Raw genomic sequence first — 23,074 nt, 5'->3', positions numbered from 1 at the left:
TCTTCTTCAATTGCTATTTATATCTTCATAATAACGTAAAAAAACTTGACAAAACCACGTATACACATGTATGAATTAACATAATTGTAAAGAATACCTGCTCAAATGTCAATTAAAAGGCATTTTCTCTACCTGCTGTTTTGATCAATGCTATAAGGGATACCTGTATGGTCGTTATTTTGATCTGGGCAATCGTTGGGATTGTCAGTGGTCTGTGCTGTATGTTGCTCGTTGGCTTTCACATGGGCAAAGGCATACGACAGTATCTGGAAGTTAGCTTTATTGGATGCGTAGGTGGCATCGTCGGCGGCGTGTTGGTACAAAACGTCGACATATGTCTCTCGTATCTCTTTGGTGCCCTCTATCGCGAAACTGGCTTTTTTACGGATGGGGTGCTGGCTGGTTTGCTTTTTGCTCTGATAATTAGTACTTTTTATTTTCGCGCATTACGTCCATCCACACGCAAATATATCGGGATGATAGGCTTCCTGATGATTTTAGGGATATCACTTGTCATTATTATACTGCTCTTGTTGACCGTCCTGGCCCGCACGCCTATTGAAGAGCTTTATCTTATTATAAGTATATCCTCTTTTCCTTTGAAAAGCCTGCCAGCAGATACTATTCTGGTGACAGGCTTTGCTCCACTCTGTGGTGGTTGGCTCGCAGTATTGCTCATTGCAATCTCCTTCCAGTTTTCGAGTATCTCAATCGTTATCTCACCTACACCGGTGAACTCATTACTGTTGTATCTTCTCGTCTTTCTGAGAAATATCCCTCGGCAACGGCATACCACAGCATATTTGCGCCTGGGAGATCATCTCGGACCAGTATCGTCTCTTTCCTGGTCGCGCAATGGAAAACAGCTCATATCCATCAGTTCACATCATGTCTGCATCAGTGATACACAGACGGGTGAGACAATCTATTCGCATGATCCTATCGTCGTCCCAGGCACGGTCAACTGTTCTTCGCAGGGCTTCTCTCTCGCGGTAGCCAGCCAGTCGGTTAAGGTTCTGCACATTACCGGGGATATGCCATTTCAGATTACCAGCTCTGAAGGATTTACAACGTCTCTTGTCGGTGACAACGTCGCACCTATATGGTCACCTAACGGTAAATTTATCGCTCTCGTGATAGATGGTCGTACGATCTGTATCTGTTACGCACATAATGGGAAGGCTCTGCTCGAATATAAAGAGCATGTGGCTGATGTTCTCGCACTTGCCTGGTCTCCTAATGGTACGTTGATCGCTTCTGGAGACAAAGAAGGGACGATACATGTTTGGGATACAGTATTGGGCACTACCAGTACCACGCATAAAGATCACACAGGGGCAATCTATACACTGGCATGGTCGGTTGATAGCAAACTGGTAGCGTCGGGAGGCGATGACAAAACCATTCGTACCTGGGATGCTGCGCTCGGCAAAACCATCCATCGTTATCAAGGCCATACTGCAACGATTTGCGCGCTCGCCTGGTCTCCTAACAGCAAAATGATCGCTTCTGGTAGTACAGATCAAACAGCCTTGCTCTGGAATGTAGAGACTGAGAAGATACTCACTCGCCATCTGGCGCACACGCACGCTATCACAGCCATCGCCTGGTCACCGAATGGTCTGCTCATCGCTTCGGGTAGCCGCGATACCACTGTCCATATTTGGAGAACACGAAAAGTTCGCAAATAATGTCAGTACTCTATCACTCCACAGGAATAGATGAGAATAATAGAGCTACGCGTAGTTCTATTATTCTCGTATCCTTCATGCGTATGTATTATCATTGCCGAACAAGTAGAAATAGCTATTTGACGCTGCTAGACTGCCAATAGTCTTGTACTGCTTTTCCCAAAGGAATTGTCCTGTATTTGCCATATAGGCATAAATTTTATTTTGATAGTGCATCAGAAGTGTTCCATTTATAAACACTTCATCTGTAACACTCGTACTGGAAATATCCTGCCACCACGCTGTTCCTCCTGTAGAATAATCTACCGCTTCCAGCGAGAGGCCGCTACTGTTGCTTTCAGGCAGAGAAATTGCACGTGTGATATAGATGAAATTCTGTTTGGTGTTGAACAGATGGCTGCTCCCATCAAACTGATCAATGTCATCGACAACCAGATTTGCAGCAGGAAATTGCCATAATTGTCTTCCTGAAGAGATATCGATCGCGGATGAATCTATATAGGCTATACCATGGAAAATAGAAAAGACATTTTCACCAGGAATGGCATTTTTTCTAGGCACAATCCATGCGAAGCTATGATCGTTTTCATGTAAGGCAAAGACATCCTCTGTATCACAGACAAGAATAAGCCCGGAGACGGTAGTTACAGACACAATCTGAGCTAGCCCTTTGCGCTGCCAGAGAAGGTGACCATCTTGCAATCGATATGCATACAATGTCGCATCCCCCGCAATGTAGATAGCTCCTTTATCACTTGTTATAACCAGCGATCCACTGATTGTTTTGTTCCAAAGGAGTGCTCCACTTCGTGCATTGAGCGCAAAAAATATGCTAATGGTATCAGCTTTTAGGGTATATGATAGGGTATAATAAAGCACATTATTTACGATAGCAATATTGAATATACGGGTGTGAAAATCAGCAGGAGCCCCTTGAATCCCTTCAGCAGCAGTATGGTGCCATAGCAGCGCTCCATCACTAGTGTGTAAGGCAGAAAGCATGTCACTACTTGCTGTAAACACATAAAGCACATTTCCGCTAACCTGTAAAGGACGATTGTCTCCAAAGGAAACCGCGGACAAATTATGTTTCCAGAGTGGTGTGCCATCGCGTAAATGAGCCGCATAGATACCTCGGTATCCATCGTAATAGACCACTTCATGATCAACCAATACCGGATCCTGCTTTACATATCCTGGATTGGGAGAGAGAGTGCCCAGCGTAGGATCTCGATAATTGAAATTATAGTGACCTTCTACCGCGCCGGTAGCCGCATTGACTGTATATACCGCATCATCGACACCATGCAAATAGAAATGAGGAGCTGCGGCTGGAGTAAAGCCGGAGAGTAAGTTTACCCCTATGGCACTGGCACTGGTACATACCAGAAAGAGAGTCGTTATCAAACAAAAGGACATGCCAACCAGGATAAAACGCTTTTTTACTATTGCTGCTAATGGCGCTCTTCCCATTCTGTACTCCATACAAAAGGCATCGCATATCTTATAGTTTTTTCATAGCAGCTAGCAATGAATAATGCCATAGAAATTACTACTACGAATATTTACTTGTTATTTTATACTATACTAGCTCATACTTTGTTGTCAATAAAAGGTAGATATGGTATTGTTTTGTATAGGACGTGCTAGTAGTAAAATGGTGCAGGTGAATTTGCGAATCATGCCATCTTCCTTTGATACTTCAATTGTCTATATTATGGACGCAACCGGAAAGTATGTGATTGGTGCAGGCTTTCTCATTTCAAACATGGAGATTCTCACCTGTGCGCATGTCATAGCACAAGCACTTGAGCTGCATGAGGATAACGATCATAGACAGGCTCTTCCACAACACACGTTGATTGTTGGCTTCAAATCCGCTCCGCTAGAGCAACGCTACGCCACGGTAAGAGAATGGTATCCACAGGGAGATAAAGATCTTGCTGTGTTGCGTTTAGAGAAAGCGTACCCGGACGTCGCCAATGCAACCTGTATGGTCGTAGTTCCCTATGAGGATATGTGGAACCATACGTTTCGCGCTTTTGGTTTTCCTGATCGTTACGATAATGGGGTCTGGACCAGTGGGAGAATCCTAGGACGCGATAATAGGGGCTTTGTGCAACTAGAAAGCACACATGTCACGGGACATCGCATCGAGCAAGGCTTCAGCGGCACTCCGGTATGGGACGAACAGGCAAATGCCGTGGTGGGTGTGATTGTTGAGGCCGATAGACAAAGTGCGACAAAAACTGCTTTTATGCTCCCTACTCTACTGATACAAGATATTAGCGCACGACTCGGTCGAAAATTTCTGAGCATTGAGCAGCCAGTAAGGCACAAAAAAATAGTTCCCAGTACCATTTTTCAACTGCGTATCGAAAAAAAATACTTCACCGCCAAACATATTACCATATATGGACTTAGTCTCCTGCTGCTCTGTATGCTGCTCTTTTTTATGCTCAACTACAGTACATTATTCTTCACGAAAACAACAACCGGAGCAACGAGCCCCACACCGGCACTCGCAATCTCCTGGCGCGATACGATCAGTCCAGATATACAAATACCAGCGAAAGTTCCCGAAAATGCAACAACACAGAATTTGCAGACAGCGTCACAAATTGGCATTGTGCATATTTTTAATGCCCACAATCCACCCTCAACTATTCCTATGTACCACGTTATTGTGGATGCAAGTAACCAGAGCCAGAATCATGATATTTTGACCATCAACGCTGTCTCATGCCATATTGTTACTGTATCTACTCTCCCTGCACGCCTCAACGTCTGGCATCAACCAGCACCACAGCCATATTCTTCCGACCTTTATACGGCGGAGTATCATAGTTCTGATACCGCAGGGCTACTTATAGAAGCTTATCCGGCAAACAGCAATCAGCAACCGATCATCTATCCTGGTCAACATCAATCGTTGGATATTGGTCTCAGTTCCACATGGCCTGCCGCATTGGATTTCTCAATAACGATTACGTACCAGACACTCAATCACACATATACGGCATCATCCTCACAGATATTCCATGTGTTCTTCGTTAGCGATGAACACAATTGGCATTTCTATCAGCCCATAGGGGCAGGTGGAAAATTTGTAGCTAACAAATCATGAGAAGTATGAAGGAGTTACTCATGACGGCATCATATAGATACGGTAAGCACAATATCTTTTTTCTTTTCTGTTGTTCTATCTTATTCCTTCTTACAGGCTGTGGCTCGAACGGACCAAATACAGCGACACCCATGAAGAATACTGCATCTACTATTACCGTGAACGCACAAAGTATCTACTGCCCGGATAGAACCGCTATCAAGCAACCATCGAATAATCTGGTGTTAAAGACGGATCAGACACAATATGATAGCGGTGAAATACAACAAATCAAAGCCTATGTTCAGAAAGCCGCTGTAGGGAATATCAGCCAGAATGGCATCGCGCATCCCGAAACAATGCCTGCGGCACTGGAGTGGATGTATGGCACCACAACGGGGGGAACTGCACAAAATGGTTGTTCGATGACGTTAACATTAGTAAATAGTAGCAATCAGCCCTTTTTGTTCCATAATATTACTGTCAGGGAAATACAAACGCCCGTGAAAAACGATGCTGTGTATCACCTGCTGGATTATTGCTCGCTGGGAGCCTTAAATCCGACGACCTGTACACCACCGACCTGTACACAATGTGGCGCTGGAGGGGGAGATACGCCATCGAGAATATATACATGTGAAGATACTATTCTCTTGAAGAATACTGCGACAACCTTTGTTGGTACCACAATGAATACCGATAATCAGCCACTATGTACTGATACCTATCTTAATCCTCAAGATACGCTTGTTGCCACCATTCATATAAGTTCACAACAAAACTTCATCTATAATATAACCGCCACTGCATCTATTCAGTTGCCTGATGGAAACAAAGACTATCCGATCTTACAAAAGACCGCAATAGCCTTTGCCAAACCAGAGCAAATGAGTTGTTACCAGCTCCGCAACAATCTCTTTTATCTGATCCCCCTTAATGCACCGAATAGCTGGTGTCTCTAGTTGCATAACCTTAACACCAGACACAGTTGCTCTTATTTATCGCTTTTCTGCCAGCGCACAGTAACGGAAAAGTTTGCTTCGACGCTGGCAGAGGCGATAAATGCGCCAGCCTCAGAGCCGAGATTGACGCCAAAAGAGATTTCAATTTCATCAGGTTTGTCTGTTGTGGAACGTAACTTCTCGACAATGCGACGGGTGGCCGGCAATACACGATCAAGAGCTGCCTCAAATGTTTCTTTTGCCTTCTCTATTCTCTCTCCTCTACCAGCACGCACAGTCCCACCTGTGTCAGGCTCGTTTACCTCGATGACAATATGTTCGCCTGTATCTAGCGGAAATTCTACCAGATGCTTCATTCCTGTTCTCCTGCAAATATTTAGTATCGTTATATATGAATATTTACTTGTTTGGATTATATAACATTTATAAAAACCATAACAGGTGCGTTGAAATGAGACACACAGAAAGTTGGTTTTGGCCTGCGTGTGCTCCAGCAGACCATTGCCCGGCTTTCGCGCTAGTGCAGCGATATAACCAGGCAAGCTAGTCGATCACGTAGGCGTAGTAGAGAAGGTCTTTGAGCTTTTCCTGGATGTCGTGGAGCTTGCCTTCTGAGATGTTGGGAAAAAATGGGAGCGCCCCGATGCGATCATTGTCCTGGATGTGTATCTTGCTGCCTGGATAGATGCTGTAGGCGCTACTGACAAACGATGGTGGTAAGGCTCCTCTTGATCGGTGAGTGGTGGGTGTGGGCGCGGATCGTTGATACCGGATGCTATTGAAGTAATTATGCATCGTATCCATGTCATCTGGATTGGGGACGAAGGTGTTCGTGCCATGGCGTTTCCAGCGATATTTGGCGTCGAAGATTAAGGCGGTTTGTGCTTCTGCTCCTCTATATACTTCGACCGCCATGTCGGGTGTGAGTTGACCTCCCTTGATAGTCGTGGAGACGATGGCTGGGAACGCGAGTCCACGCTCGTTTATATTGTGATAATAGGGTTCATATTTGATTACGACGCGGGTGTCGCCTTTCTTCAGGATGATACTGGCGGTGTTGGTTTTGACGCTGAAGTGGAAGAGGTTTTCGGCGATTTCAAATGTGTTATTAGCGGTCATCTGGTAGCCTTCTTTTTCCAGGATGTCGGTGATCAGACGCGTGACACCAAATATGCTCCACATTTCATAGAGGGCGCTCACCCTTCTGAGGGAGATGGCGGTAATATATTTGTCAGTCTCAATGGTGGTCTGGAGACGTTGCTGAAATTGTAAATAGAGGCGATAAAAGCGGCTGTAGGTGGGATCTTTTTGTAGGATCTGGGTGACATGTCCGGGTATACCGAGCGGTTGGGCTGCTTGCAAAAAGGGCTCATTGGTCCAATACAGGCAACGCTGCTTCATCTCTTCGCATTGCTTGATCGCCTGTTCGAGCTTGCCCACAAGTTGCAAATCTTCCTTATTATGGTAACGGTGATAGTTGTCGTTTACTTTTATCTTCTCTTGCTCTGCTCGCTCTTGTATGCTTCCCAGCCTGGGAAGCAGTTGTTGTTTGATAAAGTGTTTGAGCAACCGGTTCTCGTAGCTATCGTAGCTCAGGATGGTGCGCCGCGTCATCCACTCCTGGGGAATGACTCGCTCCCGCTGCACTGCCTGACCGTTTCGTGCGGGTACAGCTATCCTTGCTCCTGGTACAGGTTGCATGTCCGGTGAGAAGTGCCTGATTTGCTGCAGCTTTTGCTGGACGAGTTCGGTATGCAGGATGGTCTGTGGTGCCAGGCGTATGCGCAATATGATATCGCGCATCTCTCCGATAATTCTACGTATCTGCTGATAGTCATGCAGGGCTGAGGTTTCCCTGCTATGGGATGTATAGCTGGCGCGTTCCAGGGCCGGCGAATTGAGATGAAAGAGCAGGTCGATGGCGGTCCTACTGAGCTCATCCTTCATATGTTCGTAGGCCCTTTGAGTGAATTTGTGGGGAAAAACTCGTAGCCAGGTTGCTTGATCTGGCTGACCAGGGGCCCTGGCGATCACTTTATAGAGTCCTGCATAATGAGAGGGATGAAATTTCCACAGACCATAATGTTCACTCTCCACTTTTTCATCATCCAGGTAGAGTGATACATCCTCAGGAGCATACGGAGTGACCTTGATGGTGTAGTCGCCGTATTCTTGAAGTTCGAGCTGCTGATTTTCTTCTTCGGGACGGAAAAATAGTAAACGTCCCTGGATTGAGAGCCAGCTGTTAGCGCCAGAAACTGGTGTAGCCATCGCGTTGTAACCTGTATTTCATTGCATCTAGACGGTTTTCGGTACGGCTCAGGCCGTTGTTGCGGGCAAAGGCGTGCAGTTCGTCGATGTTTTTTTTGATGGTTTCGGTGCCCCGGACACGGGGAAGGATGCGCTGCTTGACCTGGAGATCAAAGGCGACGCCTGGTTCCAGGAGTTCTTGACTATTTGCCAGGTAGCGTTCGATGTCGTGGAGGATACGGAAGCCCAGGCCCATGTCAGCGCGGTTGAGGATTTTACTGATCTCGCTGAGCTGTGGCCGAAAGGTGGTATCTCTCCTGGTGCTGACATAGCTTTGCCAGGTATAGGCTGAGATGTTGAGTGGTGAGGGCGGAATCTCCGCTGGCAATGGCGCTTTTTCCAGGTCAACACTGAAGAACTCCAGGGTGTTGGCTCGGTCGATGACTTTGTCGCTGATAGACTTTGTGGTTTCGTCGACATTGATGGTGCCGGTAAAAAAGAGGTTGGTAGGCAGTTGGAGCTTCGGTTGCAAGCTTGCCTTTTCTTCCAGCCGCTGGTATACGTTGTCTGCCATCAGGCGTACGGTACGCTCTTCAGGATCTTCTTCTTCCATGGCGCTCAAGAATTGCGCGAAGTAGTGTTCGACGTGGGCCAGGTTCATTTCGTCCAGGCAGATGAAATACAGGTTGTCTGTGTCCTGGTTGGCTTTGAGAATAAAGTCCGCAGCCTGCTCGGTGATATATTGGCCGCTGATCGTATCAAAATAGCCGAGCAGGGCCTGGTCGCTATACCAGTTGGGACTGACGGGCAGGCGGAGATAGTGTTTTTTATGGCCTAGCGCCTCGGCGTAGAGCTGCGAGAGCTTGGATTTCCCGGTGCCTGAGAGTCCCGCTAGAATGGCAAAGGGCCTGGTTTTCAGGCAGATATGATAATTGTCGAGCGTTTCCCGTTCAAAATAGTAGCCTCGATCTGTAATATACGCTGCAATTGTATCGAGGAGTGATCTTTCTTCCATCCTGCTTCCACCCATCATTGTCTCTATCACAAACGTGAGGTCGTTGTCGCTTAATTGCTGTGTGCTGTTCTGGATGCTATTGCGTTGAAGCGAAGGGATTGTCGCGATATCTGCTAGCTTTACCGTTTGATTGTAAATCTTGTCCCGCTTCAGTGTGAGCGCACCTGTACCACGGTTGAGCGCTTCAACAATATAAACGACCGGCAATATGTTTTTTTCTTTCTGATCTTGAACCAGTAGGATACGATCTCCAACCTGCATGTGCGTGGCATGCTGATTCAGCAGCAGGCGTGACTGCTGTGCCGAGATGGGCCTGGAGCTGGAGGATGAAGAGAGATACAGGAGGTAGGATTTACTCATATCTCAGCTTTCTGTAAATTTGAATATATGGAAGTATAAGCAAAATGAGCGCCGCGATAGGTTTCACTATGGTTTTCTCACTTTACTGTAATTACAGGGAAAAGTCAAGTAAAAAGTGTCTTCTGATTCATTTGGTATTTATTGACAATAAGGAATGTGCTGGCTATAATGCACAAGCAGAGTTGTGTTTCCTCAACGAGGGTTTGCGATGAATATTTTTGATCTACGTCGTCAGTTGATTGATGATTACTCTTCCTATATTAAAAGCTTTATTCAGATTAGAACTCCTCGCATTCGTGAATATGTACAAAATGAATTGTTTCATAAAAGTATGCTCTGGCCTGATCCATTGATTCAGTTGAATCCTGTCTTTGAACCAGGCCATACCATTGATGAACTGGTGACGGAAGGGATTTTGCATCCGGCCTGTGCTCGTATCTTTCGTCGCGGCAAGGATGAGGAGCATCCTCTGGGTGAGCCTTTGCGCTTGCATACGCATCAGGATGAGGCGATTCGGGTGGCCCGCGAGGGGCAGAGTTATGTGTTGACGACCGGCACAGGTTCGGGGAAAAGCCTTTCTTATATTATTCCGATTGTGGATTATGTGCTGCGTCATCCTGAGCAGCCAGGCATTAAGGCCATTGTGGTCTATCCGATGAATGCGCTGGCGAATAGTCAGCTTGGTGAGCTCAATAAGTATATCCAATTCAATTTCCCTGCTTCTGCCCGCGAGGTGACGTTCCGTCGCTATACGGGTCAGGAGCGACAGAGCGAGCGCGAGGAGATTATTGCTCATCCCCCTGATATTTTGTTGACGAATTATGTGATGCTGGAACTGGTGTTGACGCGTTTACGCGAGCGGCGCTTGATGCAGAATGCACAGTTGCGCTTCCTGGTGCTGGATGAACTCCATACGTATCGTGGTCGTCAGGGGGCCGATGTGGCACTGTTGGTGCGCCGGGTACGGGAGCGGCTGACTGCGAAGGGGGCTGCGTTGCAGTGTATCGGTACTTCGGCTACTCTGGCGAGCGCAGGCACTTATGCGCAGCAGCGGCAGGACGTTTCGGTGATGGCTTCGCGTATCTTTGGGTGTGAGGTTCAGCCCGCGCATGTGATTGGGGAGACCCTGGTGCGCGTTACCGATGAGGTCGATGAGGCTTCTCCCGAATTCCGCGGCGTGCTCACGCAACGGGTGGCGCACTATCAACAATCGCAGCCGCAGCACTATAGCGAGTTCCAGCATGATCCGCTCTCGATCTGGATTGAGAGCACCTTTGGAGTGCAGCGGCAAGCGGATGGCCGCCTGGGTCGCAAAAAGCCGCTGCGTATTACTGGAACCGGCGAGTCTGAGTGTGCGGCTGCCCTGCTGCAACGGGCCACGGGCGCGTCTGAGCAGCAATGTATCGCTGCCATCACCCAGGGATTGTTGTCCGGCAATGAGAGGATCAGCAGTCCTTTGACCGGTCGAGCCCCCTTCGCTTTTCGCCTGCATCAGTTTATCAGTAAAGGGGATACGGTCTATAGCACGCTGGAGCTTGATCCTGAGCGCCATATTACGTTGCAGCGGCAACAGTTCGCGCCCGGTGGACGTGAGCGGGTCCTTTTCCCGTTGGTGTTCTGCCGCGCCTGTGGTCAGGAATATTACTCGGTGCGCTGGCAGGATGAGCATTCGTTTGTGGAGCGCGATGTGCAGGATCAGTTGCGCTATACCGGCGAGGGGATCGTCACTGATAAAAGATCGCTGGTTGGCGTTCCTGGTTTCCTGTATTTTTCGCAGAATGATCAGGAGCAATGGCCTGCTGATCCGGATGGTATTCTGGCCCGTGTGCCTGGCGAATGGAAAGAGGTCCACAATAACAAAGAGCGTTTGATCTCTTCTTCAATGCGCAAGAATGTGCCACAGCCCTATTATGTCAGTCCTGCGGGGCAGGTGCTGGAAATGGATGCTGATGAGGGCATGCTCTGCCATTTTGTGCCAGCTCCGTTCCGTTTCTGTCTACATTGTGGTGTTTCCTATAACTCTTATGTCGATAATGACTTTGAGAAGCTGACTGAGTTGAGCTCGGAGGGGCGCAGTACTGCCACCACGATTCTGAGTTTGTCGGCGATTCGGCATTTGCGTGAGGCGCAGGAGCACGGCGATGCTTTACAGATGGCCGCCAAGATGTTGAGCTTTACCGATAATCGCCAGGATGCCTCTTTACAGGCCGGTCACTTCAATGATTTTGTCGAGATTGGTCAGTTGCGTTCAGCACTCTATTGTGCCGTGAAAAAGGCCGGAGACGCTGGTATCCAGCATGATACTCTGACGCAGCAGGTCTTTGATGTGTTGCAGTTGCGCCCTGATAAATATGCCGCCAGTCCTGAGGCTAAATATAGCGCGAAGATCAAGACCGAGCAGGCGTTGCGCAATATCCTGGGCTATCGGCTCTATCTGGATTTGCGGCGCGGCTGGCGTATTACTTCTCCTAACCTGGAACAATGTGGCTTGCTGCGCATTGAATATCAGGATCTGCATGAGATCTGCGCGGATCAGGAATTCTGGCGGGAGCCTCATCAAGTAGGGGATCAGAAAGTGAAAGTGCTGTATCATGAGGCACTACGCTCCATTCCTGCGGACGCACGTTATAAGCTTTGTCGTACATTGCTGGATCATATGCGGCGCGAACTGGCGATTCGGGTGGATTATCTGGACGATACCAGGCAGTCCGAGTTTAAGCAGCAGAGTAGCCAGCACCTGATTGCTCCGTGGGGGCTGGATGAGAATGAGGAGTTGCTCTATGCGACCCGTTTGTATCCCCGCTCACGTGGCAAAGAGGATGATCGCAGCGAGCGTTATCTGTCTGGCTTGAGTAGCTATGGTCGCTATGTACGCGCTATTCTGCGTGGCTTTGGTTTTTCCCTCAAGGCGGATGAGACGCAGAATGTGATCAGAGATCTGCTCGCAGCCTTGTCGACGGCAGATCTGGTTGAAGAGGTGCGACCTCCCCGTCCAAAAAGGAAGGGCAAAAATGGGGAGTCCGCGACAGACGAGATTCCGGTTGGTGGGTATCAGCTCGCGGCGTCCTCGATTATCTGGTATGCCGGTGATGGGACTGAGCCGTATCATGATCCTTTGCGTACACCCAATCTCCCAGATGTGCCGGAGAAACGTGTCAATCAATTTTTCTTGCAATTTTATCAGGATAATGCGGCTGATCTCCAGCATATGGAAGACTTGCATGCGGCCGAGCATACGGCGCAGGTTCCGGCGCAGAGGCGTGAGGAGCGCGAGAATGCGTTCCGCGCCAATGAGCTGCCGATCCTTTATTGTTCACCAACTATGGAACTGGGCGTGGATATCGCCGAGCTAAATGTGGTGAATATGCGTAATGTGCCGCCAACACCAGCCAATTACGCGCAACGCAGTGGGCGCGCCGGACGCAGTGGACAGCCCGCGCTGGTCTTCTCCTATTGTTCTACCGGCAGTTCCCATGACCAATATTTCTTCCAACATCCCGGCACTATGGTCAGTGGCGCGGTCAGTCCGCCACGACTGGATTTAACGAATGAGGATCTGTTGCGTGCCCATGTGTATGCAATCTGGCTGGCGGAAACGCATCTTTCGCTGGGTGAGTCGCTGAAGGATTTGCTGGATGTAGAGGGGGATGAGCCAGGTTTGCAGTTGCAGCCACCCATTCTGCATGCCCTGCGTGATCCTTCGGCCCGCCAGCGGGCTAATTTGCATGCGCGCCGGGTACTGCAAACCCTGGAGAACGATTTGACTGAAGATACTGCTCCCTGGTTTACCTCTGATTGGGTGCGGGTGCAACTGGATACGATTGAGCAGAGTTTTGATGCTGCCGCCGACCGTTGGCGCGGGCTGTATCGAGCGGCCCAGGCGCAACGCGATACGCAAAATAGTATTATCCGCGATGCTTCACGTAGCGAGGAGGATAAGCAAAAAGCCAGGCGCCTCCGCTCAGAGGCTGAGGCTCAGTTGGAGCTCCTGACGGCCAGTAGTTCTTCCGAGCGTATCGAGTTCTCGGAATTCTATAGCTATCGCTACTTTGCCAGCGAGGGCTTTTTGCCCGGTTATAATTTCCCTCGCTTGCCTCTCTCGGCTTATATTCCGGCGCGGCGCGCCAGACAACGGGATGAGTATCTTTCCCGCCCCCGCTTTCTGGCGATCTCGGAGTTTGCACCCCGTGCGATTGTCTACCACGAAGGGTCTCGCTACATTATCAATCGTTCTATCCTCTCGGTGCGTGAGGATCGTTCGGGGGTGCTGACCAGCTCGATCAAGCAGTGTGATCGTTGTGGCTATCTGCATCCACTGGATATGACCCACTCGGTGGATGTCTGTGTGCGCTGTAAACATGACAAGCTTTCAACATTGACGACCCTCTATCGCTTGCAGAATGTTTCGACCCGGCGGCGGGACAAGATTAATTCGGATGAAGAGGAGCGTCAGCGGCAGGGTTATGATATTCGGACAGGCGTGCGTTTCCCTAATCGCCGTGATGGCAAGCCTTCGTTTTTTGTGGCCTATGTCGAGGATGCACATGGCGAGCGCATCGCCAGATTAACCTATGGACAGGCTGCCTCTCTGTGGCGCATCAACCTTGGTCCGGTGCGTCGCAAAGATAAAGATGTTCATGGCTTTGTATTGGATACGGAGCGCGGTTATTGGGGCAAGGAGGATGAGTCGGCGGATGATCCTGGCGATGCGATGTCGGGCAGTCGGCTGCGCGTGATCCCTTATGTCGAAGATACCCGTAATTGTCTGTTGTTTGAGCCGCTGGTCTCGCTGGATGCTACCCGCATGATCTCGTTGCAGGCTGCCTTGAAGAATGCTATTCAGGTGCGCTTTCAGCTTGAAGATAATGAGCTGGCTGCCGAGCCAATGCCGGATGCGCGAAAGCGGAGCATGATTTTGCTGTATGAGGCTTCGGAGGGTGGCGCGGGCGTCTTGCGCCAGTTGATCGATGCTCCGTTAGCTGTCGCCGAGGTGGCTGCGGTGGCGCTGGAACTGTGTCATTTTGATCCTCAGACGGGTGAGGACTTCGGGAAGGCTGAGCGGGCGCTGGAAGAGTGTGTCGCTGCCTGCTACCACTGCCTGATGACCTATGCTAACCAGAAGGATCATCGTTTCCTGGATCGCCAATCCATCAAGCCGTATCTGCAACGCCTGATCGGCAGCACGCCTGTGATTGATGCGACTGAGCTGATAACGGTTGATTCCGGGCTTTCTGCGCTTGAGCAGGAGTGGCTGACACAGGCGCATGCTCGTCAGTTTGTCTCGCCTGATCAGCATCATGGCGTTGTTCCCACTACATCGACGTGCCCCGATTTTCTGTATACGCAGGATGGTCGTGCCCTGGCGGTCTATGTGGATGGGGATGAGCCGCAGCGTGGGGAGCGCGATGGCGCTCTGATTGAAGAACTGGAGAACGCCGGTTATATGGTGGTGCGCTTTGGCGCGCGTGAGCAATGGGATGCTGTGTTCGCGGAGTACGCGGAGCTATTCAGGAGGGATGCATGATATACGCGGTTGGTTCGCTGGTCAGGGCACGGGGACGTGAGTGGGTGGTCTTGCCAGAGTCGGATGAGGAGATGTTGATTGTGCGGCCTCTGGGTGGGACGGATGAGGAGGTTTCCGGGATCTTTTTGCCGCTGGAGGGGCAGTCTGTGACGTCTGCTCAGTTTGAGTTGCCCGATCCGACGCAGTGGGGGGATTATCGTTCCTGCCGCTTGCTACGCGATGCGGTGCGTCTGGGCTTTCGCTCAAGCGCCGGACCTTTTCGCTCGTTCGCGCATATCGCTGTGGAGCCACGTCCCTATCAGTTGGTCCCGTTGCTGATGGCGTTGCGCCTGGACCCGGTGCGCCTGTTGATCGCCGATGATGTTGGGATCGGCAAGACGGTTGAGGCTGGCCTGATTGCGCGCGAATTGCTGGATCGGCGTGAGGTGGATCGCCTGGCGGTCTTGTGTCCACCACATCTGGCGGAGCAGTGGCAGGCAGAGTTACAGGAGAAATTTCATATCGATGCGGTCCTGGTGTTGTCCAGTACGGCGGCTCAGTTGGAACGCCACTGCCGTCGGGATGAATCGCTGTTCCAGCATTATCCTTTTGTGATTATTTCGATTGATTTTATTAAGGCTGATAAGCGGCGCACTGAGTTTGTGGATGCCTGTCCCGATCTGGTGATTGTGGATGAGGCCCATACCTGCGCCTTTTCCAATGAGGCTCGTGGCGGGCGTCACCAGCGCTATCAACTGCTGACCAGCCTGGCTGCGCGTCAGGAGCGCCATATAATCCTGGTGACGGCGACCCCGCATAGTGGCGATGAGCAGGCCTTTCGTTCTTTATTGACCTTGTTGGCTGAGGATTTTAAGGCGTTGCCGGACGACCTGAGCGGGCGGCAGAATGAGCGGTATCGCCAGCAACTGGCTGAACATTTTGTGCAGCGCCGTCGGGCGGATATCCAGGCCTTTCTGAAGCAGGAGACGCAGCTAGAGACGCCGTTTCCTGGCCGGGATGATCAGGAGCAGCATTATATTTTGACGCCGGAATATCGCCGCCTGGTTGATAAGATTATGAGCTATGCGCGTGAGACGGTGCGGGATACCAGTGGAGGGCGTAGGCATCAGCGGGTGCGCTGGTGGTCAGTGCTTGCGCTCTTGCGCTCGATGGCTTCAAGTCCGGCTGCGGCGGCTACGACTCTGCGCAATCGTGCTCAGGTTGCGGGGGCTGAGAGCGAGTCGGAGGCCGATGCCATCGGTCAGCGTACCGTGCTGGATCTGACGGATAGCGATACGACGGAGGGCATTGATATTACGCCGGGTAGTGATTTTGATGATGATGATGCTACTGCCGGGGGTGAGAAGAAGATGAAGACGCGTCAGCGCTTGCTGGCGATGGCCCGTGAGGCTGAGTCGCTCCATGGCGCGAAGGATGCCAAGTTGCAGCAGGCGATAGCGCTGATCGGGCAGATGGTCAGGGATGGTTATCAGCCGATTGTCTTCTGCCGCTTTATTCCGACGGCTGAGTATGTGGCGCAGGAACTACGCAAATATCTGCCGAAAACGGTGGAGATTGCGGCGGTGACTGGTGTTCTGCCTCCAACCGAGCGAGAGCAGCGCGTCGAGCAGTTAGCGCAATCTCCCCAGCGTGTCCTGGTGTGTACTGACTGCCTGAGTGAAGGGATCAATCTCCAGGAATCTTTCAATGCTGTCTTTCACTATGATCTGTCCTGGAATCCGACGCGTCATGAGCAGCGTGAGGGGCGCGTGGATCGCTTTGGGCAGGCGCATCCACAGGTGCGCGTGCTGACCTACTATGGCAAGAATAATATTGTGGATAGTATCGTGCTCGATGTGTTGATCAATAAGCATCGTAAGATCCGTAGTACGCTGGGTATCTCGGTGCCGGTGCCGCTGAATACTGAGCAGGTGGTAGAGGCGCTCTTTGAGAGCGTGTTGACCCATGACGAGGATCTGTCGGAGCAGCAGCAGTTGCCGGGCTTTGCTAATCCGATCCATACGCAGCGCGAGGAGCTGTTTAAGCGTTGGGATGTAGAGGCGGAGCGTGAGCAGGTGTCGCGCTCGCTCTTTGCCCACCATAGTCTGAAGATAGATGAGGTGCGGCGGGAATTGGAGGCGGTGCGCTCGGCGATTGGTATCGCAACCGATGTCTCGCAGTTTACCAGCGAGGTGTTGCAGGCGTATCGTGCCTTTGTCAGTACCTCGGCCAGTGGCGAGATTGTGAATTATCGTCTGAAGGATGTGCCGTTGCCGGTGATGGATGCGATTGGGGCGCAACACTATGCGCTCAAGGGTGAAGATAAGCATCTGCTGCTGAGTTTTAGTCGCCCTGGACTGCCTGAAACGCTGTATATCAATCGAACGCATCCTCTGGTTGAGGGGCTGGCGGGATATGTGATGGATACCTCGCTGGATAGTGTGGTGGATGAGAAGAATCCTGCTCTGGCGCGCCGCTGTGGGGTGATTAAGACCAGTCAGGTGAAGACGCGTACGACGTTGTTGCTGGTGCGTATGCGCTTCCATATTACGACTCCGCAGCGTCCTGGCAGTGAGGCGCAGCCGCTGCTGGCCGAGGATTGTCGAATCTTTGCCTTTGAGGGCATGCCCGCCGCTGCTCGCTGGCTGGATGATGAACAGGCGATTGAGGAGCTGCTCTCTGCCACGTCCGGGGCCAATATGCCCGCGATCCAGATTCAACACTTCTTGAAGCAGGTGCTCAATGGCTATCATGAGCATCTGTCTCCCCATTTGCAGGAACTGGCCTGTTCACGGGCTGTAGCCTTAAAGGACGCCCATCGGCGCGTGCGCCGCGCTTCATCCTTAAGTATTCGGAATGTCGCGGTTGAGCCGCAGTTGCCACCCGATGTGCTGGGTGTCTATGTGTATCTGCCAATGCAGGGCTAAACTTGAGAGAGGATGCGGTCAGTCTATGCGTAATCGTCAGCGGTCAACCTTTCCTACTGTGACCAGTGAAGGGGCACTCTTGCCCATGGATGTCTTGCAACGTATCGCTCAGCTTGATCCTGATCTGAGCGGGCTGCGACCACAGGACTATTATCATGAGGGTGAGAAGCTGAATGAAGTGATCAGTGCTTCGTGGTCGAAGGTGCTGCGCTCCTGGCAGAAATTTCAGCATGCTACTGATAACCTGTCGGAGAGTCAGAGCGGGACCACTCAGACGCGTGAGTACTGGTTGTTGCCGCTTTTTTCTGAGCTGGGTTATGGACGTTTATTTACTATGAAGCCCCTGGAGGTAGGCGAGAACAGCTATCCGATCTCGCATGGCTGGCAACACCTGCCGATCCATCTTGTGAGCTATAAGGTGGATCTGGATCAGTTGAGTCGGGGCACTACGCTGGCTGCGGGTGGCTCAGGGAGCGCGAAGCGCAGTCCCTCTAGTCTGGTGCAGGAGTTATTGAATCGCTCCACGGACCATCTCTGGGGGATGGTCTCGAATGGTCTGCAACTGCGGCTCCTGCGTAAGAATATCAGCCTGACACGCTTATCGTATGTCGAATTTGATCTGGATACGATGTTGCGTGGCGAACTCTATGCTGACTTTGTGCTGCTCTGGTTGCTTTGCCATCAGTCGCGGATCGAGGCTGAGCGTCCCGGCGATTGTTGGCTGGAGAAGTGGTCGCGCATGGCTCAGGATCAGGGGATGCGTATCCTTGATAAGTTGCGCGATGGGGTGACGACGGCGATTAATACGCTGGGCTCAGGCTATCTGGCCCATCCCGCCAATAACGTGCTGAAGCAGAAGTTGCGCGATGGCGTCTTGCTGCCACAGGATTACTATCGGCAGGTGCTGCGCTTTGTCTATCGTATGATCGTGCTCTTTGTGGCTGAGGATCGCGATGTTCTGTTTGCGCCCGCTGCCGATGAGCAGGCGAAGGCTCGCTATCTCCGCTATTATTCGACGGCCCGCCTGCGTCGCTCTGCCGAGCAGCGTGTGGGCACCCGCCATGCCGATCTCTATCAGGTGCTCTGGCTGGTCATGGAACAGATCGGTGGCGAAGCAGGCTTTGAGGGTTGTCCTGGCCTTGGACTGCCTGCCCTCAATGGTTTCCTCTTCTCCTCTAAATCAGCCCTTGACCTGGTTGGCTGTCAACTGGCTAACCACGACCTCTTAAAAGCGGTGCGCTCGCTCTCACAAACCTGGGATAATAATGTGCCGCGCCATGTGGACTACAAAAACCTTGGCTCTGAAGAACTGGGGAGCGTCTATGAATCCTTGCTGGAACTGCATCCTGAACTGGATATCGAAGCTGGTCGCTTTGAATTGACGACGGCCAGTGGCAATGAGCGCAAGACCACTGGCAGTTACTACACGCCTACCAGTCTGATCGACTGCCTGCTCGACTCGGCCCTTGATCCCGTTCTGGATGAAGCCTGTCGCGGTAAGAGCAAAGACGAGGCTCAAAAAGCTATTCTGGACCTCAAGGTCTGTGATCCCGCCTGTGGTAGTGGACACTTCCTGATCGCGGCTGCGCATCGTATTGCGCGCCGTCTGGCAGCGGTACTCACGGATAGCGAAGAGCCCGATGCTGCCGCACGTCGGGCCGCCCTGCGCCAGGTGGTCAGCCACTGTATCTATGGCGTGGACATCAATCCGATGGCCGTCGAACTGTGTAAAGTCAACCTGTGGATGGAAGCTATCGAGCCCGGCAAGCCGCTCTCCTTCCTCGATGCCCATATCCAGTGTGGCAACAGCCTGCTCGGCACCACCCCGGCCCTCCTGCGCAGCGGCATCCCCGATAGCGCCTTTGATTTTATTGAAGGCGACGACAAAAAAATTGTGAGCAAATTCAAAAAGGAAAACAAGGATTTTCGCAACGCCGGACAGTTCACACTCTTCGATGCAGCGGGTGAGGTGCCCTGGGTGCGCCAGGACAACCTGGCCGTCAGCATGTTGCAGATGGAAGAGATGGATGATACTACCGTAGAAGCGATTCATCGCAAAGAGGAGCAATATAACAGCCTGCTCACCTCCAGTAACTACGAAAACAGCAAACTGCTTGCCGACGCCTGGTGCGCCGCCTTTGTCTGGAAAAAGAACAGCGAATTCGCCTATCCCATCACACAGGAAATCTTTCGCCAGCTTGAGCAAAATCCCTATAGCAGCGTCGGCTGGATGAAAGACGAGATTAAGCGCCTCGCCGACCAGTATCACTTCTTCCACTGGCACCTCGCCTTCCCCAAAGTCTTCCACCTCCCCGCCAAAGACGAAACCCCCACAAACGAACAGACCGGCTGGTCCGGCGGCTTCGACGTAGTATTAGGAAATCCACCCTGGGAACGCATCAAATTTCAAGAGAAAGAATGGTTCGCATCGCGGCATCGCGGTATAGCTAATGCTGCTAATGGCGCACAGCGGCAGCAACTCATCAAGAAACTGGCTCAAGAAGATCCATATATGTATGCTAACTTCTTGGATGATCGGCGTAAATCAGAAGGTGAAGGGCACTTTCTGCGTGATAGTGACCGCTATCCCTTATGTGGTCGCGGCGACATCAATACCTATGCCGTCTTCTCTGAAAATTTACTAGGGGCCTGTGCACCTAAAGGGCGCGTTGGCTGTATCGTACCATCCGGCATAGCGACAGATGATACAACGAAATATTTCTTTCAATATTTAATAGAGGGTAATCATCTTGTAAGCTTGTTCGATTTTGAAAATCGATCTAAGATATTTCCTGCGGTTGATAGTCGTGTCAAATTTTGTTTACTTACATTGACTGGCTCTTCGCAACGGAATAATCCTGGTATTGATTTTATGTTCTTTGCTCACACAGTTGAAGATTTAAAGGATGATGCTCGGCGTTTTACACTCAGCGCGGATGATATTGCTCTACTTAATCCAAATACAAAGACATGCCCAATTTTTCGCTCACGTCGTGATGCAGAGTTAAACCTATCGATTTACAGGAATTTGCCAGCTTTTGTAGATGAAGTTAACAACATTAATAATTGGGGTATCTATTATATACGTTTAGTTCATTTAGGTGATCATGCAGATCAGGTTCATTTTAAATGGGAGGTTGGGAAAGAAAACTGGTTAAATCCTTTATATGAGTCGAAATTAGTCAATATATTCGATCATCGATATTGTACATTTGCTGATGTAAATGAAAAAGATTGTATTGCTGGACAAGCTAGAAAGTTAACTTATCCAGAGAAAGAAGATCCAAATCAAAGCATTATAGCAAGATACTATTTATCCTCCAATTTTGCCCACGAATTGTTTGATAAATATCCGAGTTATACTCATCCCTGGCTACTACTATGGCGTGATGTAACGAATGCCACTAACGAAAGAACGTGTATTGCAACCATTATCCCTAAAACTTTAGCATCAGTGACTTGTCCTGCTTTAGGCTTTTCTTCAATAATTAATGCTAATGTTTTAAGTGCTAATTTAAATAGTTTTGTTTTTGATTATGTTGCTCGCCAGAAAGTGGGGGGTATGCATATGACATTTTCTATTTTGAAGCAATTGCCTGCTATAGAATCTGAAAAGTATTTATTACCTCCTCAATGGGATGAAGATATTAGTTTATATGATTGGGTTTTTACCCGTACTCTAGAACTCATATATAATGCCTGGGATCTGGAGGCTTTCGCTCAGGATTGTGGCTACGATGGTCCTCCGTTCCGCTGGGATGAAGAGCGGCGTTTCCTGTTGCGTTGTGAACTTGATGCTGCCTATTTCCACCTGTATGGCATCCAGCGCGCTGATGTGGATTACATTATGGAAACCTTCCCGATTGTGAAGCGCAAAGATGAGAAGCAATATATCGATGCGGAAGGCAAGGGCGAGTATCGTACGAAGCGGGTGATTTTGGATATCTATGATGAGATGCAGCGGGCAATTGAGTCGGGAGTGCCCTATCAGACGCGGCTCGATCCGCCGCCAGCTGATCCTGCGGTGGCGCATCCGCCTCGGGCCAGGATTGAAGCCTGGCCTTCCATTTGATCTGGGGAGGTAAATCTTTCCGTGTACCAGTAGCCATCACTTATCCCCTGCAAGCCAGATCTTGAGTGATGGTCTGAAACAGGCCAGCCTGATCTCTTCCTGATGAGCGTTATCAACCTTTGCCGGGTATCAAGCTTGTGCCACTAGCAGGCACGGCCTTGATCCCCTCTTTTTTGTTTGTTAGCAGCCGCAAAATACGTTTCTCTCTATACAACAGGAAAATCGTTGTGCTATTCTAATCTCTGCAAGAGAGAAAACATATCATCTCGTCCAGACGCTCGCCATAGCATCAAATGAACAATAACGTAGGTGTGGCACGAAGCGTCGCGTAGGTCCGCGCGTCCGTGAATCGCACGAGCCCCGCGCCCCGAAGACCTACACCCTACCTACCGCTCCCAATCATCTCGCCCCGAAGGTAATTCCATCCAGCAAGATTGGTAATCGAGCCCCTTGAAGAGCATTGCTCTTTTTTTGCTGATCCACCTCTGTTACCATAATTCTTCTAATTTGTCATAAGCACCTGTATTTATTTTACGGTATAAATGAGTAGCGTCGTGATCTTAAAAAGAGGCCTCTTCGCAGAAATAGCCAGGAGATCTCTTCTAGATTTACATTCACTAATGCATTTGTTGAGTGGCATTCATATGTGTCTCACACCAAAGAGCTCATTCCCCGCTGTTCTCATCCCAGGGCCTATTCATCGGCTCAGTCCTTACAGAGCCGACGGGATCTGTTACAGGATCGAGGCGTGAGGTTCCAAGAAGGCTGTGCTTGCGCAACCTGGAAACATGCGGATCTTCCTCTGGTGGATGTGGAGGTAATGGTGGGGCAGCTAGTGTATTCATGTCCTGCTTTGGTGTTGTCGTCCAGCCATTATATTCTGGTATCTGACCGTTTATGAGTCGTTTTAATGATGCTTGACGTATGCCAATTTTTTTGGCAAAAGAGGCTCTCTCGCTAAGAGGAATATCATGCCTGGTGCCACCAGGACTGTATACAGGACGATTCCCCAGGAAGGAGTGCCTCAAGCCGCTTCTCTGGCTGTGACACGCCCTGCCAGTCTGGGGGTCCATAGAAGTCAGATTGGTACGGGAGGATAATGGTCGGGGCGTCGTTTGTTTCGTCTTCCCAGGGGGCCGTGATCATTTCCTCAGGGAGAAGCAGTAAGATGTGGGGAGCCAGCAAGAG

The 23,074-nt window shown here is 50.4% G+C and carries 11 protein-coding genes; 6 read left to right on the top strand and 5 right to left on the bottom strand.

Going from position 1 to position 23,074, the window contains the following annotated elements; all coding sequences use genetic code 11:
• Positions 1-167: 167 nt before the first annotated feature.
• Positions 168-1,691, top strand: a complete 1,524-nt coding sequence (locus F1593_RS10415; RefSeq protein WP_149401493.1) for a WD40 repeat domain-containing protein — start codon at positions 168-170, stop codon at positions 1,689-1,691.
• 75 nt (positions 1,692-1,766) lie between these two features.
• Here F1593_RS10415 and F1593_RS10410 read toward each other — a convergent pair whose 3' ends face one another.
• Positions 1,767-3,176, bottom strand: a complete 1,410-nt coding sequence (locus F1593_RS10410) for an outer membrane protein assembly factor BamB family protein (RefSeq protein WP_149401492.1) — start codon at positions 3,174-3,176, stop codon at positions 1,767-1,769.
• Positions 3,177-3,372: 196 nt separating this feature from the next.
• Between F1593_RS10410 and F1593_RS10405 the strand changes: the two genes are divergently transcribed.
• Both F1593_RS10405 and F1593_RS10400 read left to right on the top strand, forming a co-directional pair.
• On the top strand, positions 3,373-4,818 hold the full coding sequence (locus tag F1593_RS10405) for a S1 family peptidase (RefSeq protein WP_172632029.1): 1,446 nt from the start codon (positions 3,373-3,375) through the stop codon (positions 4,816-4,818).
• Between the two features lie 20 nt (positions 4,819-4,838).
• Positions 4,839-5,759: a hypothetical protein gene (locus F1593_RS10400; RefSeq protein WP_149401490.1), complete on the top strand. Its 921-nt coding sequence runs from the start codon at positions 4,839-4,841 to the stop codon at positions 5,757-5,759.
• 32 nt (positions 5,760-5,791) lie between these two features.
• Here F1593_RS10400 and F1593_RS10395 read toward each other — a convergent pair whose 3' ends face one another.
• The 3 genes from F1593_RS10395 to F1593_RS10385 all read right to left on the bottom strand — a co-directional run bounded on the left by F1593_RS10395 (position 5,792) and on the right by F1593_RS10385 (position 9,384).
• Entirely contained in the window at positions 5,792-6,115 is a 324-nt protein-coding gene (locus tag F1593_RS10395) for a CU044_2847 family protein (RefSeq protein WP_149401489.1), read from the bottom strand.
• A gap of 187 nt (positions 6,116-6,302) precedes the next feature.
• Positions 6,303-8,030 (bottom strand): DUF2357 domain-containing protein, encoded by a 1,728-nt coding sequence (locus F1593_RS10390; RefSeq protein ID WP_149401488.1) that lies wholly within the window; start codon positions 8,028-8,030, stop codon positions 6,303-6,305.
• Positions 8,005-9,384: an McrB family protein gene (locus F1593_RS10385; RefSeq protein ID WP_149401487.1), complete on the bottom strand. Its 1,380-nt coding sequence runs from the start codon at positions 9,382-9,384 to the stop codon at positions 8,005-8,007. The genes F1593_RS10390 and F1593_RS10385 overlap by 26 nt, the downstream gene beginning before the upstream one ends.
• Before the next feature lie 208 nt (positions 9,385-9,592).
• Here F1593_RS10385 and F1593_RS10380 point away from each other — a divergent pair, with 208 nt between their 5' ends.
• The 3 genes from F1593_RS10380 to F1593_RS10370 are packed head-to-tail and all read left to right on the top strand — an operon-like array spanning position 9,593 to position 21,886.
• Complete coding sequence (locus tag F1593_RS10380; RefSeq protein WP_149401486.1) at positions 9,593-14,908, top strand: DEAD/DEAH box helicase family protein; 5,316 nt, start codon at positions 9,593-9,595, stop codon at positions 14,906-14,908.
• Positions 14,905-17,814, top strand: a complete 2,910-nt coding sequence (locus tag F1593_RS10375; protein WP_149401485.1) for a DUF8741 domain-containing protein — start codon at positions 14,905-14,907, stop codon at positions 17,812-17,814. The genes F1593_RS10380 and F1593_RS10375 overlap by 4 nt, the downstream gene beginning before the upstream one ends.
• 25 nt (positions 17,815-17,839) lie before the next feature.
• Positions 17,840-21,886, top strand: coding sequence for an Eco57I restriction-modification methylase domain-containing protein (locus F1593_RS10370; protein ID WP_172632028.1), 4,047 nt, complete (start codon positions 17,840-17,842; stop codon positions 21,884-21,886).
• A 969-nt stretch (positions 21,887-22,855) separates the two neighbouring features.
• Here F1593_RS10370 and F1593_RS10365 read toward each other — a convergent pair.
• Complete coding sequence (locus F1593_RS10365; protein ID WP_149401483.1) at positions 22,856-23,071, bottom strand: hypothetical protein; 216 nt, start codon at positions 23,069-23,071, stop codon at positions 22,856-22,858.
• Positions 23,072-23,074 lie beyond the last annotated feature (3 nt).

Source organism: Dictyobacter arantiisoli, assembly GCF_008326305.1.
Taxonomy (GTDB): Bacteria; Chloroflexota; Ktedonobacteria; order Ktedonobacterales; family Ktedonobacteraceae; genus Dictyobacter; species Dictyobacter arantiisoli.
This window is presented reverse-complemented; position numbering and strand designations above follow the sequence as displayed.